Annotated in this window: 14 protein-coding genes and 2 tRNA genes; 4 read left to right on the plus strand and 12 right to left on the minus strand. The window is 39.6% G+C overall.

Translation table 11 applies throughout. The annotated features are described in order from the left end of the window. Positions 1-30: 30 nt before the first annotated feature. From JM64_RS09185 to JM64_RS09200, 4 genes are all read right to left on the minus strand, one after another. On the minus strand, positions 31-1557 hold the full coding sequence (locus JM64_RS09185) for a bifunctional ADP-dependent NAD(P)H-hydrate dehydratase/NAD(P)H-hydrate epimerase (protein ID WP_064012350.1): 1527 nt from the start codon (positions 1555-1557) through the stop codon (positions 31-33). A 4-nt stretch (positions 1558-1561) separates the two neighbouring features. Further along, positions 1562-2023, minus strand: a complete 462-nt coding sequence (locus JM64_RS09190) for a lytic transglycosylase domain-containing protein (protein ID WP_064012351.1) — start codon at positions 2021-2023, stop codon at positions 1562-1564. 125 nt (positions 2024-2148) lie between these two features. Further along, a complete protein-coding gene (locus JM64_RS09195; protein WP_064012352.1) occupies positions 2149-2865 on the minus strand; it encodes a prepilin peptidase in 717 nt (238 codons plus the stop codon). Next, on the minus strand, positions 2850-3929 hold the full coding sequence (locus JM64_RS09200) for a tetratricopeptide repeat protein (protein WP_064012353.1): 1080 nt from the start codon (positions 3927-3929) through the stop codon (positions 2850-2852). The genes JM64_RS09195 and JM64_RS09200 overlap by 16 nt, the downstream gene beginning before the upstream one ends. Positions 3930-4208: 279 nt before the next feature. On the opposite strand from JM64_RS09200, the gene JM64_RS09205 reads away from it, so the two are divergent. From JM64_RS09205 to JM64_RS09220, 4 genes are all read left to right on the plus strand, one after another. Beyond that, positions 4209-5585, plus strand: coding sequence for a Do family serine endopeptidase (locus tag JM64_RS09205; protein WP_064012354.1), 1377 nt, complete (start codon positions 4209-4211; stop codon positions 5583-5585). A gap of 130 nt (positions 5586-5715) precedes the next feature. Further along, positions 5716-6660, plus strand: a complete 945-nt coding sequence (locus JM64_RS09210) for a TIGR00269 family protein (RefSeq protein WP_064012355.1) — start codon at positions 5716-5718, stop codon at positions 6658-6660. Positions 6661-6688: 28 nt separating this feature from the next. After that, entirely contained in the window at positions 6689-7801 is a 1113-nt protein-coding gene (rodA, locus tag JM64_RS09215; protein WP_231882380.1) for a rod shape-determining protein RodA, read from the plus strand. Between the two features lie 57 nt (positions 7802-7858). Next, on the plus strand, positions 7859-8500 hold the full coding sequence (locus JM64_RS09220) for a hypothetical protein (protein WP_064012356.1): 642 nt from the start codon (positions 7859-7861) through the stop codon (positions 8498-8500). Positions 8501-8557: 57 nt separating this feature from the next. On the opposite strand, the gene JM64_RS09225 is transcribed toward JM64_RS09220, so the two are convergent. From JM64_RS09225 to ispG, 8 genes are all read right to left on the minus strand, one after another. Further along, positions 8558-8634 (minus strand) — tRNA-Met (locus tag JM64_RS09225). 39 nt (positions 8635-8673) lie between these two features. Next, positions 8674-8763: transfer RNA gene (locus JM64_RS09230), tRNA-Leu, on the minus strand. Between the two features lie 49 nt (positions 8764-8812). Next, entirely contained in the window at positions 8813-10534 is a 1722-nt protein-coding gene (locus JM64_RS09235) for a phospho-sugar mutase (protein WP_064012357.1), read from the minus strand. 46 nt (positions 10535-10580) lie between these two features. Beyond that, complete coding sequence (locus JM64_RS09240; RefSeq protein ID WP_064012358.1) at positions 10581-11330, minus strand: SIMPL domain-containing protein; 750 nt, start codon at positions 11328-11330, stop codon at positions 10581-10583. Positions 11331-11463: 133 nt separating this feature from the next. Further along, positions 11464-11721 (minus strand): hypothetical protein, encoded by a 258-nt coding sequence (locus JM64_RS09245; protein ID WP_064012359.1) that lies wholly within the window; start codon positions 11719-11721, stop codon positions 11464-11466. Positions 11722-11824: 103 nt separating this feature from the next. After that, positions 11825-12325 (minus strand): peptide deformylase, encoded by a 501-nt coding sequence (gene def, locus JM64_RS09250; protein WP_064012360.1) that lies wholly within the window; start codon positions 12323-12325, stop codon positions 11825-11827. Further along, complete coding sequence (gene surE, locus JM64_RS09255) at positions 12303-13082, minus strand: 5'/3'-nucleotidase SurE (protein ID WP_064012361.1); 780 nt, start codon at positions 13080-13082, stop codon at positions 12303-12305. The genes def and surE overlap by 23 nt, the downstream gene beginning before the upstream one ends. Positions 13083-13105: 23 nt before the next feature. Next, a complete protein-coding gene (gene ispG / locus JM64_RS09260) occupies positions 13106-14215 on the minus strand; it encodes a flavodoxin-dependent (E)-4-hydroxy-3-methylbut-2-enyl-diphosphate synthase (RefSeq protein WP_082868382.1) in 1110 nt (369 codons plus the stop codon). Between the last annotated feature and the right edge of the window lie 2 nt (positions 14216-14217).

Consider the following 14217-nt stretch of genomic DNA (forward strand, 5'->3'; position numbering starts at 1 on the left):
CGTTCACCCCTATTCCAAAATTCAAATTTCTTATTTGCTTTCTCTCAATCTTTTGAAAGCCTCTGGGATATAGTTTAAAATGCTGAATGCACTGTTCATGCCTTCCACAGGAACCATTTCACCCGCTAAACCGAATACATACACTCCTGTTTTTACCGCTTCAACAGGCTCAAGGTGTTGAGAGATAAGCCCCGCAAGTAATCCGGAAAGTATATCCCCGCTTCCTGCTTTTGAAAGAGAAGTGTTACCAGTTATATTAAAGTATATTTTTTTGCCGTCTGAAACTATCGATGTTGCGTCTTTCAAGACAGTTATCACACCATATTCTTTTGAGAATTCGTGGACCAGTTCGTAATTTTGTTTGACCTTCTCTAAGGATTTTTTTGTCAGTCTTGAGAACTCACCAGGATGCGGCGTTAAAATCACGGACTTTGAAGAATTTTTTTCCCTTAACAAGTCGATGTTCTGTGACAAAACGTTAAGGCCATCCGCGTCTATTATCAAGGTATTCGATGTTAACAAAAGCTTTTTAATTATAGATAGTTTCTCTTCACTATTCTGCGTATCCCAACCAGGTCCAACGACAAAAACAACATCTTTGCTAACGGTCGCTATGAAATCTTCCAATTTTTCAACGTTGAAATCTTCGCCAATATTCACACATATCAGTGCTGGGTCATGACTCATAGCGCATTGACATACCTTAGAAACGGAAACCACTTTCACCATGCTTGCTCCACTTCTTAGTGCAGAAAGTGCACTTAAAACGGGGGCACCTATATATTTGTTCGAACCTCCGATTATAATTACCTGCGAATATGTACCTTTATTTGACCAGCGAGGTCTGTTGGGAAGTCGCAATTTCTCAGTGGTTATAAGTTCTTTGTTGATGTCGCATGTCAGCATATCCAAACTGGGAATCCCTATCTTTGCGATTTTAAGTTTTCCGCACAGTTCTCGCCCTGGGAATAAAAAGTGTCCGACTTTCGGTAAACCAAACGTCACAGTTAAGTCCGCCTGGACGGCACATCCCATTATTTTTCCATCATCTGCACAAACTCCTGACGGTATATCGACAGACACTATGCATTTTGAATATAAGTTCATCACTTCTATCAATTTCGTGAGTTCTTCATCATTAATTTCCCTATTCAAACCTGTTCCAAAAAGGGCATCAACAACGATGTCAGCTTCGGAAATAATCTTTGATGCTCCTTCCAATCCAAGCTCACTGTAAGTATACACAATTCCCCCATGTTTCAAATATCTCTCGTAATTCTTTTTAGCGACCTCAGTAGTAGGATGACCCACAGATATGACTCTCACAGCCTCGGTGTAGTTAAGAAGATCCCTTGCAACAACATACCCATCACCACCATTGTTTCCAGAACCGCAAATAATAACAAAGCTTTTGTTTGAAAATTCCCCATACTCGTTCCAAATAGCTTGCACTACGGAAATACCAGCTCTTTCCATGAGAATCTCTTCACTAATGTCGAAATCCGTTATTGTTCTTTTCTCCAGTTCCTTCATCTCTTTACTCGTTATCACGAACATCTTCTCATCTCCTGTAAAGTAAGCGATAAATTCGGTAAAATCTTAAAACTTTTCTTACGTATCTTTCACCAGCATCCGATTTCACGTCATCAGGGGCATACGGACCAGTATTGTAGTGAATCAAAGCCGTCTTGAGATCTCCATCTTTTTTTAGTAGGTAATTCAAGTATTTACAACCAAGAGCTATATTTCCCTCTATTGTTGTATAATCAAAGTTCATCTTGAATTTTTTATTTATCCATTCTGCTGTCTCCGGCATCAATTGCATGAGTCCGTATGCTCCCATATTAGATTGTGCACCTGGTCTAAAGCTACTTTCTGCCCGTATTACACTAATTACCAAAAGTGGATCCAAACCATCGGCATATTGGACAACGATATCGTAATATTTCAATGGGAAAAGCTGTACGAAAACAAAAATTAAAAATACAATACTAATGAAAATAAGCACCAAAAATGCACGCACAACTCCGTCTCCTCCTGTATCAATTGTTAAAACACAAAATTCCCAGGTAGCACTGGGAATATACAAGAAATGTTCTGAAGATATTATAGCACAAAGCCCAACTTAAACAACACAGTCTCAGATGGTTAAACCATTAGAATGAGCCTCACAAAAAGAAGTGAGTAACCAAATATTATTATGAACGGACCGAATGGTATAACACGGTTTTTACTTAAAAGCGAGTAAACTATGCCCCCAAATGAAGCACTAAATAAAAGTAACGGCATAAATAAAAAGCCAACTGCAAAAGAATAAACTGGGAGCAAAAACAAATCACCTTCACCTATGCCGTCTCTATACTTGATTTTCAGTACAGCCAGTATTCCCAACGAGAGTAGAGCACCAAAGATATCTAAAATCATGGAGGTTCTAAAATGAAATATGTTTATCAAAAAAGCTGAGGCAAGGGTTGTCATCCACGTGTAGTCAGGTAACAACATGAGTTTCAAATCTGTAAAAATGGCAGGAACAGAAGCTACAAAAATTGCATCCGTCAACAAAGCAACATCCATCGGGAAGAGTATGTGATTAACAAGGAAAGATACGCCAAAGCCTAACTCCACAAGAGGGTACCTTATGGAAATTTGTGCCCCGCAATGTCTACATTTTCCTCGAAGCAAAATGAAACTAAGAATAGGTATATTATCGTACCAAGCAATGCTTTTGCGACAATTTGGGCATATCGAAAAGCGGGGCTCAGTCAATTTGAGCCCCGCTATTGGTCTGTAAATTAAAACATTCGCAAAACTCCCGAAGATTGTTCCTATGACAAACCAAAACAACAAACTTACTTTATCCCACATAGTTCCTTCTCAGGCTGTGTAAGTAACTCATCAAAGAATTCGCGTTTTCCGTAAAGATACCAAAAGTCGTCCTCTTTTAAATCTTCAATAATCTTTCGAGCCTTTTCATACTGATTGGTCTTTGCATACGCAACTGCCAAAACCAAGTTTAAATGTCTTGCTTCTGGGGAGCTCTTCACAACGTTCTCTATCATCTGTATAACCTTTTCGTAATTTCCCTTCTTTAGGTGCACTTTCGCCCATATCTCTATACCGTTTGGATCACTTCTTGGATCAATTTCCATAATTAAACTTTCATATTCCCTTGCTTTTTCTTCGTTTCCAATTCTTTTGTACAGTTCTGCCAACTCGTAGAGTGCGATAATGCTGTTTTCGGAAGTCTCTCTGAATCTTTCCAAAACCTCTATAGCTTTATCTATCTTGCCCATTTTTGAGTATGCATCAGCGAGCATGAAGTAGGTAAACGTATTGGTTGGTGAAAGCTTTATCTCTTTTTCCCAATACTCGATAGCCTTCTCATAATCACCAATATTATAATAAGCCTCTCCTATCATCGAATAAGACTGGACAAGCCAAGGATCAAGTTCGATGGACCTTGTAAGGTATTTAATAGCCCCTTCAACATCGTTTTCTTCAAGTAACAATGAACCGTAGAACTCGTATGCAGGGGCATAATTTTTATCGAGCTTTATTGCAAATTTGAGAATATCCTTAGCAATTTCTGTTTGATTCTTGTCAGCGTATTCAATTGCAAGCTCATACAACCCATCGGCTGTTCCATGCATAATCTTTTCCGGGGTTATTCCATACTTGTCCAAAAACTCTACGACTTCACTCCAAACTATCGGTTCGTAAACAATTTCGTTAAGCGAGGCTATTTTCTCTTCCAACTGTTCTAACTTGTTGATATCTTCGTAAATTTCTTTATGTTCCTCAAAATCTTTTCTCATGTTACGCCAGTCTCCAGAATAGAAAAGATCACGTAAAATAACAAGCATAGGCGTTTCATCCTTGATGTCCACAATTAATGGGTTTTCTGAGCCCAAGATTAGTCTGATAACCATTAACAACACCTCCTAGTTTGTAACTTTGCATTTACATTTTATCATATTTCTTCACAAAAGTAAATACTGTGGTTTCTTTCCAAAATAGACAAAATAAGGAATCCAAACAAGAAAAGCTTATTTAAAACCTTATCAAAATGATTTACCTTGAAAATCCGCAATGTTGGATGTCTTGGCTTACCTATTTCGTCTAAATCCTCATTTTTAAGGAAAAATTAAGCTAGCGTGTGATATAATCTTTTTGTCAAAGAATAAAAACTGAAAGAGGAGGTGCTTTGTATGAAGAACAGTTTCAACATCAAAAAACTAACCTTGGGATTTTTATTGCTTCTTTCTGTCCTTTCACTGGCGATTGTGAACGCTGATTATCAAAGTCCGATAGTGAACGTTGTTAAAGTTGCTGCCCCAGCTGTTGTAAAGATAGACGTTGTTGTACAAACAGAAGTGTATATTGACCCATTTATTAGAGAATTCTACAGGCAGTTTTTTGGAGATATACCAATGCAGTTTGAAGAATCAAACAGCGTGGGTTCTGGATTCATCATTAGCAAAGAAGGTTATATTGTAACAAATTATCACGTTGTTAAGGGCGCAAAGAAGATAACTGTCACCATGTTGAATGGCGATGTCTATGATGCTCAGTACATTGGTGGAGATGAAGAGCTCGACTTAGCCGTTTTAAAAATCAAACCAACAAAGGATTTACCAGTTCTTGAAATGGGAGATTCCGACAAACTCCAAATCGGAGAATGGGCTATCGCAATTGGTAACCCTCTTGGTTTCCAACACACAGTAACGGTTGGCGTTATATCTGCAACAGGTAGAAAGATACCAAAACCTGACGGTTCTGGATACTACTCAAACCTTATCCAAACTGATGCAGCAATTAACCCTGGTAACAGCGGCGGTCCGTTGCTCAACATTTACGGTCAGGTGATTGGAATTAACACCGCAATTATAAATCCAACACAGGCAATGAATATAGGTTTTGCGATTCCAATTAACACAGCCAAACGCTTCATTAATCAAATTATCGCAACAGGACGAGTGGAAAAAGCATACCTCGGCGTTTATGTCCAGACAGTCACAGAAGCACTTGCAAAGAGTTTAGGACTTAAGGTAACGAAAGGTGTCTATGTATCTCAAGTTGAAAAGGATTCGCCGGCCGCTAAAGCTGGTATCAAAGAGGGTGATGTCATAGTAAAACTTAACGGCACTGTTGTAGAAAGTGCTGAGGAACTAACATCTCTCGTAAGAAATTACACACCTGGAACGAAAGTAAAGGTAACTGTCAATAGGGCAGGTAAAGAAATCACATTAGATGTTACACTGGGAACACTGCCAAGTCAGAATGGCTCAACAACAACTACCTCAAAAGAATTCTACGGATTGAAAGTTTCAAACCTGACTGCAGACGATAGGTCAACGTACAGAATACCTGCAGGCTTGAAAGGAGTTATCGTAAAAGAATCTAAAAATTCTTTCATTAAAACAGGAGCTGTTATCTACCGAATTTCTGTGAACGGTTATTCGTACGATATCAAAAATGTCAATGATTGGAACAAAGTTGTAGATAACATAAAGAAAGGTGACTATATCGGTATCTTCTATTACTACAACGGCGTTAATTCTGTTTTCTCGTTCCGATATAACTGAAAAATTTCTATAAAAGCAATTTAAAAATCACATTATCTTCACAACCCCCGCTATTCAAAAGCGGGGGTTTTCGGTATAATTAAATGAACGAAGGCAAACATAGCATTACTTTAAAGGAGGTATTTTGCGAGTGAAGTGCAAGAAATGCTCGAGTCAAGCCGTCATCCATCTAAGAGCACATAACATAGCCCTTTGTAAAGAACACTTCATAGAGTTTTTTGAAAATCGAGTTCAAAAAGGTATTTCACACTTCAAGATGTTCACCAAAAAAGACAGAATCCTTGTAGCAGTTTCGAGTGGAAAAGATAGTTCCGCGGTTCTGTATGCTTTGAAAAGATTGGGTTACGACGTCGAAGGCTTGTTCTTAAAAATGGGCAGACATACAAATGCTGCGCAACGGGTTGTAAAACAATTAGAAGAGGCAACAGGTGTGAAAGTAAACATTCACGATGTTACCCAATACTTTGGAGGTCTCGGCACTGGCGAGATTGCCAAAATTGTTAAAAGGCCTGTTTGTAGTATTTGCGGAATCGTAAGACGCCATTGGATGAATAGATACGCTGTAGAGAATGGCTTCACTGTCTTAGTAACTGGGCATAACATGGATGATGAGGCAACATTCCTTTTTGGGAATATTATGAATTGGCAAACCGACTACATGGCAAGGCAGTGGCCTGTCCTCGAAAAAACCCACGAAAAGTTCGTAAGAAAAGCTAAGCCTTTGATTTACGTCTCGGAGAGAGAAACTTATGCTTATGTGTTTTTAAACAATATACCATTTATGGAACAAAAATGTCCGTTTGCAAAAGGCGCTACCAGTTCTATGTACAAAAAGCATCTTAATCTACTGGAATCTGAACAACCTGGTGTAAAGCATAGGTTTCTGTTCGGTTATTTCGAGAAGTTCAAAGACCAGCTAACTAAAATCCATGAAGTAGAACTTAAAGCTTGTTCAAAATGTGGATACCCAACAACTGAGGAGAAATGCCAATACTGTAAACTCGAGGAACGGGTTGCTTCATATCTCTTATCAGCAGAGCAAAATTCTGTACAGGAAGGTAATATAGAGCAGTAAAAACAACCATTTTGGGATGGTGAAAACTTTGAAATACAACTCCAAGTTTTTCAAGATAAGGGAAAATGAATTCTCGCTACTTGATTACCTACTTATCTTTGTTGTATTAGCGATAATGATTGTTGGTATACTTACACTCAGGAGTGTCGTTAAAGACACTCCCCAACAGGCGCGCTTTACCAAACAAATCGTTTGGAACATCCTCGGTATCGCAATTATGCTTTACGTAGTATTCGAAAAAGAAACAAGAATAAAATCATATGCAAAGTATATTTACGTAATTTCGGTGATGTTGCTTGTTGTTGTCCTTATTTTTGGAAAAACTGTGTACGGTGCACGTCGATGGATTGACATAGGAGCTTTTGATTTGCAACCTTCTGAAATATTTAAATTTGCCGTAGTTTTGATGCTGGCTTCTATATTTTCACAGCATCACAAGACCAAAGCGTTGATATTGTCAATAATATCCGTTCTTCCAGCAGGGCTTATATTCTTAGAACCAGATTTGGGTATGACCTTGCTAATTGGTTTTATCTGGTTCTCTATGTTGCTCGCAAGTGACGTGCAAAAAAAGTATATTTTCACAATCGTTGGGACTACGACAGCGTTTATTCCATTTGCCTTTTTCTTTTTGCTTAAAGACTACCAACGTGTGCGAATACTCGCACTCTTTAATCCCGAAGAACACTTTAAGGAAGGTGCATACAACGTTATAATGTCGAGGTCCGTGATTGCCAACGGTGGGGTTTTCGGAACTGGCTACGAATTGGGAACAGGCACAAACATGCATATTGTCCCTATGCAACACACCGATTTCATCTTTTCGGCTTTTGCAGAGCAATTTGGTATAGTTGGCAGTTTCATCTTGCTGGGGTTATATGCTACAATATTACTGGCGGGTTTAATCCAAGTGGGACGTTATAAAGATGACTTCTGGGAATTTGTTGCAATTGGTGTGTGTTCTGTCTTTGCTTTCCACGTGTTCGAAAATGTAGGGATGAATCTTGGAGTACTCCCAGTGACCGGTATTCCTTTGCCATTTATAAGTTACGGAGGCACTTCAACGTTGGTGTTCTCCGCACTTGTAGGACTTTTGATTAAAGCCCGAGCTGTGTCTAAAAAGGCTCGCCAGGTTATGTGAAGCAAATGAGTAGAAAGCACTTGATACTTAATTCTGAGTTTTGAGGAGTGGTAAAGGATGCCTATCGCTAAGAAGAAAAAAACCAAAGATTTTTCTTCTTTCTTTGGGATGCTGTTCTTCACAATCGTTATTGTATCTGTAATTCTCTCCGTTGGAAACTTTGTTCGTTACTCCCAACTGCTAAAACAATATAACGAACTGAAGGAGTATGTGAATAATAAAGTCTCAGAAATGAAGGCAGAAAACGAAAAGCTCAAGGACCTCCTTGCACCCAACTCACTGGTTGACAAATACATTGCAGCGGCGAATTATCTGCGAGATTTTGGATACGATTTCGAAAAGATACTTGTCGCCTTAAACGATGATCCGACAACCGGTTATTTTATGGTGTTCGTGGTCGGCAATGAAACTAGCTGGTTCACAGTAAAAGACAAAGAAAAAACATACTTCAGCGGAGAGTTAAAACCTGGACTCTCTAACTACAGATTCTTTTATTTCAAAGAGCCTCGGATAAAAACGAATTACGATATAATTGTTCCCCCCAACGCAACTATAACTGTTGGGAAGGCGGGGAAAGTGTATCTGCTCTTCTATGGTGTAGGATTAAAATTCCATCCTACTAAGGTTGTTCAGTTAACGGAAACCTCATACGAAAACTTTGCCGCTAAATTCTCATTATATATTCCGGGCAATCAATAGTGCATAGGCGTTCTTGAGCGAAAAAAAAACCGGGCACTTTTTGTGCCCGATCTTTTCTGGTAGCGGGGGTGGGATTTGAACCCACGACCTTTGGGTTATGAGCCCAACGAGCTGCCAGACTGCTCTACCCCGCGACGTCTATCTATGTTAGCCTTCATTCGATTACACCCAGCTGGTGCCGGGGATCGGAGTCGAACCGACACGGGAGTCTAACTCCCAGCGGATTTTAAGTCCGCTGCGTCTGCCAATTCCGCCACCCCGGCTCCGTTGGATATTATACCACCATGTTTTGAATCCTGTCAAGAGTAATTGTTATGCCTCAGCTATGATTTTCAATACAGCATCCTTCATTACAGAAAGTTTCTTTTTTGCTTCCTCTTTTACTTTATCAACTGTATAGATATACACCTTCAATTTTGGCTCAGTTCCAGATGGTCTTATCGCATACCACGAACCATCACTGAGGAAGAACCTAAGTACATTTGAAGCGGGGATATGCTTTTCAACTTCCCCGATGAAGTTTCCATTCGCATCGTACACCTTTCGCTCCAAATAGTCAATGTATTTAACCAAATCCAACGTTCCAATTTCTTTTGGATACCTCCTTCTAAAGACTTCCATGATGCGTCTGATTTTTTCCATACCTTTAAGCCCTTCGTACACCAAAGAAAAGTTGTCTTCAAGATAGTAACCGTAGGTCTTGTACAGCAACTCAAGAACATCTATAAGAGTTTTGCCTTGCTTTTTGTAATACGCAGCCATTTCTGAAATTATCATCGACATCATCACACCGTCTTTGTCCCTAACAAAATCTCCAGTAACATACCCTATGCTCTCTTCATATCCGAACTGGAAAGAATACTTACCTTCGAGTTCATTTTCAAGCCCACATATGTTTTTGAATCCGGTTAATGTTTCAAATGTCTCAACACCATATGTCTTGGCGATGAGCTTACCAAGGTCGCCGGTTACTATGGATTTGATGATTATTCCGTTTTTCGGGAGTATCCCCTTTTTCTTTCTTTGAGAGAGCAGATATTCTATCAGCAACGCTCCGGTTTGGTTACCGTTCAGCGCAATATACTCCCCGTTATGTTTCACCATAACCGCATTCCTATCTGCATCTGGGTCCGTTGCAAGAATTATGTCTGCATCTCTCTTTTTTGCATATTCAAGAGCAAGATTAAATGCCTTCAAGTCCTCTGGATTTGGATATTCGACTGTTGGAAACTCTCCATCTGGGTTCTCTTGCTCAGGAACGATAAAGTAATTCGTAAACCCGCGTTTATCAAGGACATGCCTTACGAATCGCCCACCTGTTCCATGAAGTGGAGTATAAACAATGGATATATTTTTGTCTATATCATCACAAAGAGCCAAGGAAAGTACCTTTTCAAAATAAGCATTATCAACTTCAGAACCCACTATCTTTATTAATCCTTTCGATATCGCCTCGTCAAAATCTATCTTCTTTATCATACCAAAATTCGTTATCTTTTTTATATTCTCCTCAATAGGTTTGGCTATATCATCGGTAATCTGTGAACCTTTTTCCCAATAGACCTTGTATCCGTTGTATTCAGGAGGATTGTGACTTGCGGTGATGACAATACCTGAAGCAGTTCCAAGATACCGAACTGCAAAAGAAAGAACCGGTGTTGGTCTAATGTCGTCAAATAAGTAAACTTGTATTCCATTCGCTGCCAACACTTGTGCCGTTATCCTTGCGAATTCTTTCGACATCCTTCTCACATCGTAGGCAATTACCACTCCACGTTTTGCGTATCCCTCTCCGCAGCTGTTTATATAATCGGCAAGACCTTGAGTTGCCTGAGAAACCGTGTATATGTTCATACGGTTTGTTCCAGCACCTATCTTTCCCCTTAATCCTGCGGTTCCAAACTCCAAGTCAAGTAGGAACCTCTCCTTTATCTCCTCTTCGTTACCCTCTATCGCTCTAAGTTCTTCCTTTGTCTTTTCATCAACGTAAGGACTTTCAAGCCACTTCCTATATTCAGCCATATAATCCCTCATAAGCCTTAACCTCCCCTTTTCTGAAAGCTTTCCAACTTTCAAATTATCATTTCGCCTCAAACGTGATATTAACTGTGACCATTATTTCTTTTTCCTTCGTAGATGTATCATAAGTTCCGTAGTCGCTAATCTCAACACTATTTGGCGCAAGCACCTGAACCACTCCACTTTTTGCACTTATTACCTTGCCTATTCTCAAGCCTCCACTCTTCGCAATCTCTTCAGCCCTTCTTCTGGCATCTCTAACAGCACTTGAAAGCAGTTGAACACGTTTCTCAGCAAGCTTTGAATAGTAGTATTCTACAGGGTTTGCTTGAAATGCTACACCGAGGTCTAAGATTTCTTGAGTGATATTCTTAACTTTTTCAGCTATACCGCTGACATCGCTTGTTTGAACATCGATATGCTGTGTTAAAACGTATTGTCTTTCCGTTGCCTGCCCCGGTTCCATATAAAGCTCTGTCACACTTATCGCCGATAATGAAATTTCTTCATCAGCTATGCCATACTTTTTAAAAGCCTCCAAAACCCTCTTTTCGTATTCCTTCATCAACCTAAACCCCTGGTTTAATTTGGGTTCTGATACTTTAACCGAATAGCTTGACGACCACCTCGCAATATCTGAAACAACCAGTTCCCTTGCACTTCCCGTTACGGACAGTGTCTTTTGTGGTAATTTTGAAATATAGAAAAAGTAACCGAAGACAGCCATACCAACAACAAAAGTCACACCTAAAACAAATGAAGCCACTACAATTGGCTGCACCTTTTCGGTGTTCCCTTCGCTCCTTCTCATAAAAATCACCTCCCGGTGCTCTGAAACTATTATATCATAACTGATAAAAACATAAAAAGTGTGAAAAAATGCGGGCTTTTAGCCCGCACGTTTTGTGATTTGCTATTTCGTTCCTGTCCTAAAAAGTTCCAACTCATTCCTGAACCTCTACTCCTACTTCTTTTAACCATCCCTTGATATCCATTCCTGACCATGCCATAACTCTCATTTCTGTAATTGCGTTATCAACGATGTCTTTGTAAAGCATCTGAGCAATAATGTCATCGGAAGCCTTGAGTTTTGCTAAAAAGTCTTTCAAATCTTCTTCAGGATTTCCGTTCAGCTTAATCTTTTTGTTGAGAATATCAAGTTCGTAAGTCAGTGTAAAATTCTTAACTACTTTCTTCTCCATTTGCATCACCCCCGAGCTAACTAAGGTCCTGGGGTTATTATATCATAAAAAACCAAAATGTGCAATTAGAGGTCGAAAAGTTAATTTTTCTTATTATTTCTTTTTATTTCATCATTTCTTTTCTTCTTTCTTCCATTATCTTTTTCAACTGTTGTGCGAGTGCTGTCCGCGTTTTCGTATCGAGATGGTCGATAAACAATACACCATCAAGATGGTCATATTCATGTTGGAATATACGAGCAGGGTAACCTTCCAAAAGTTCTTCATGATACACTCCATGCTCATCTTGGTATCGCACCCGCACCCATTTATATCTCCACACATCGGCAAAGACCCCAGGGATGCTCAAACAACCTTCTTCACCGAGTTCTTTCTCGTCAGAGTGTTCTATAATCTCAGGATTAACAATCATCTTAAATCCACTTCCGTCATCCATACCGAAAAATCTGAGAGATATACCTACCTGTGGTGCAGCAAGCCCCACACCATCTTCTGCATACATGGTCATCTTGAATTCCTCCAAGATAGCACGAACTTGAGCAAAATCTGTCACAGGTTGTGCTTTTTTTCTCAAAACAGGATCACCTAAAATTCTGACCTTCACCGTAAATTCCCTCCAGTTCTTCAAGCAATTTTTCGTTCGTCATAAATATCGTTATCGGTGTTACAGATATGTACCCTTCTTGCAACGCTTTATAATCTGCCTTAGGGTCCGGGTCATCCTCTATTATATCACCAAGCATCCAGTAATACTCACGCCCGGAAGGGTCTATACGCTTTTCGAAATAATCTTCGTATCTGCGTTTGCTCTGTCTTGTAAGCTTCCATCCCTTGACTTCTTCGTAAGGTATCGAAGGAACGTTTATGTTTAGAGCTGTAAATTTAGGGATGAGTTTTAGGTCAAATTCTCTCAAAAATTTCACAAGAAACTTTGCTGCTGTATCGTAAAGGGGGTCTTTAAAATCAGCTACAGAAATAGCTATAGAAGGTATACCAGCAATCGCTCCTTCAAGAGCCCCACTCACTGTTCCGGAATAAACCACATCAGTTCCTAAGTTTTCTCCTCGGTTAATTCCGCTTATGACAACATCCGGGGTAATTCCTTTTTCTTTATAAATCACATCCAAACCTATTTTCACACAGTCAGCAGGTGTCCCTGAAACTGCATACATCTCAAATGGTTCGTTTATATCCAATTTCCTTGCCCATAATGGAAATCTAAGTGTTATGCCGTGTCCAACTGCGCTTTGCTCAGATTCGGGGGCACTCACGATTACATGGTGTTCCTTACTTAAATACCGTGCGGCACACAGTATACCTGGAGCAGTGACACCGTCATCGTTTACAAGTAGTATGTTCATTCTCATTCCCCCTTAAAAAACTATTAACACGTTTTATCTTTTCTGTCCGCCAAAATTTGATTTATCAATTCCTTTAATTTTATCAGACCTTCGTCAAATTTGTAAGTCCCTATTATCTTTCCTCTGTAGAAAACCACAACCCCATCCTTAACACCAGCAATTCCAACATCGGCGTCCTTCCCCTCACCTATTCCATTTACCACACAACCTAAAACAGAAATTGTTATATCTTCCTGCACATCAGCCACAAGTTTCTCCACTTCCAAAGCAACAGCTTCAACATCAAAAACGGTCCTTGCACAAGTAGGACAGGCAACTACGTTTGGACCTTTTCTTAAGTGAAGTGCTGTCAATAATTTCTTTGCCGCAATTACTTCGTTCAACGGGTCTCCAGCAATCGAGATTCTTAATGTATCCACTATGCCTTCAAGTATCAATGTTCCAATAGCGATGGATGATTTTATGAGCGAGTTGTAAAGCGTACCTGCTTCAGTTACACCAACATGAAGTGGATAATCTACAATCTTAGCCACATATCTGTTAGACTCTATAGTTTCAATCACATCAGAGCTCTTCACAGATATAACGATATCTTCAAATCCATGTTTTTCTAATATCCTAACTTCCCTAAGTGCAGCTTCTGCTAAGGCTTGTGCAGGTGGTAAATGCTCTAAATCCTTAGGCAAAGACCCACTGTTTGCTCCAACTCTTATCGGTATACCTCGTTCCTTTGCGGCTTTAACTACTTCAGCAACTTTCGATTCGCTCCCTATATTGCCAGGGTTGATTCTTATCTTATCGATACCATGTTTTATAGCCTCCAATGCTATCCTGTAGTCAAAATGTATATCGCCAACCAACGGGACTTCGGCATTTAGTTCTCTCAGTCTCTCTTTAATGACACCAACTTTACGCGCACTTTCCAGGTCTGGGAGAGATATTCTAACAATTTCACATCCGGCATCAACAAGAGTTTTTATTTGCTTTACCGTAGCTTCAACATCCTTTGTATCAGTATTTGTCATTGATTGTATAATTATCGAAGCATCCCCGCCGATAATAAGATTTCCAACCCTTACCGTCCTTGATATTCTCTTAGTTATCAATGTTTTCACAACCTTTCCGACTTTCATGC

The organism is Fervidobacterium pennivorans (genome assembly GCF_001644665.1).
Classification (GTDB): domain Bacteria; phylum Thermotogota; class Thermotogae; order Thermotogales; family Fervidobacteriaceae; genus Fervidobacterium; species Fervidobacterium ngatamarikiense.

Coding starts and splice junctions, on each gene's coding strand:
- JM64_RS09185 (WP_064012350.1), bottom strand. CDS start 1,557: ATGTTCGTGATAACGAGTAAAGAGATGAAGGAACTGGAGAAAAGAACA.
- JM64_RS09195 (WP_064012352.1), bottom strand. CDS start 2,865: ATGTGGGATAAAGTAAGTTTGTTGTTTTGGTTTGTCATAGGAACAATC.
- JM64_RS09200 (WP_064012353.1), bottom strand. CDS start 3,929: ATGGTTATCAGACTAATCTTGGGCTCAGAAAACCCATTAATTGTGGAC.
- JM64_RS09205 (WP_064012354.1), top strand. CDS start 4,209: ATGAAGAACAGTTTCAACATCAAAAAACTAACCTTGGGATTTTTATTG.
- JM64_RS09220 (WP_064012356.1), top strand. CDS start 7,859: ATGCCTATCGCTAAGAAGAAAAAAACCAAAGATTTTTCTTCTTTCTTT.
- JM64_RS09235 (WP_064012357.1), bottom strand. CDS start 10,534: ATGAGGGATTATATGGCTGAATATAGGAAGTGGCTTGAAAGTCCTTAC.
- JM64_RS09240 (WP_064012358.1), bottom strand. CDS start 11,330: ATGAGAAGGAGCGAAGGGAACACCGAAAAGGTGCAGCCAATTGTAGTG.
- JM64_RS09245 (WP_064012359.1), bottom strand. CDS start 11,721: ATGGAGAAGAAAGTAGTTAAGAATTTTACACTGACTTACGAACTTGAT.
- surE (WP_064012361.1), bottom strand. CDS start 13,082: ATGAACATACTACTTGTAAACGATGACGGTGTCACTGCTCCAGGTATA.
- ispG (WP_082868382.1), bottom strand. CDS start 14,215: ATGAAAGTCGGAAAGGTTGTGAAAACATTGATAACTAAGAGAATATCA.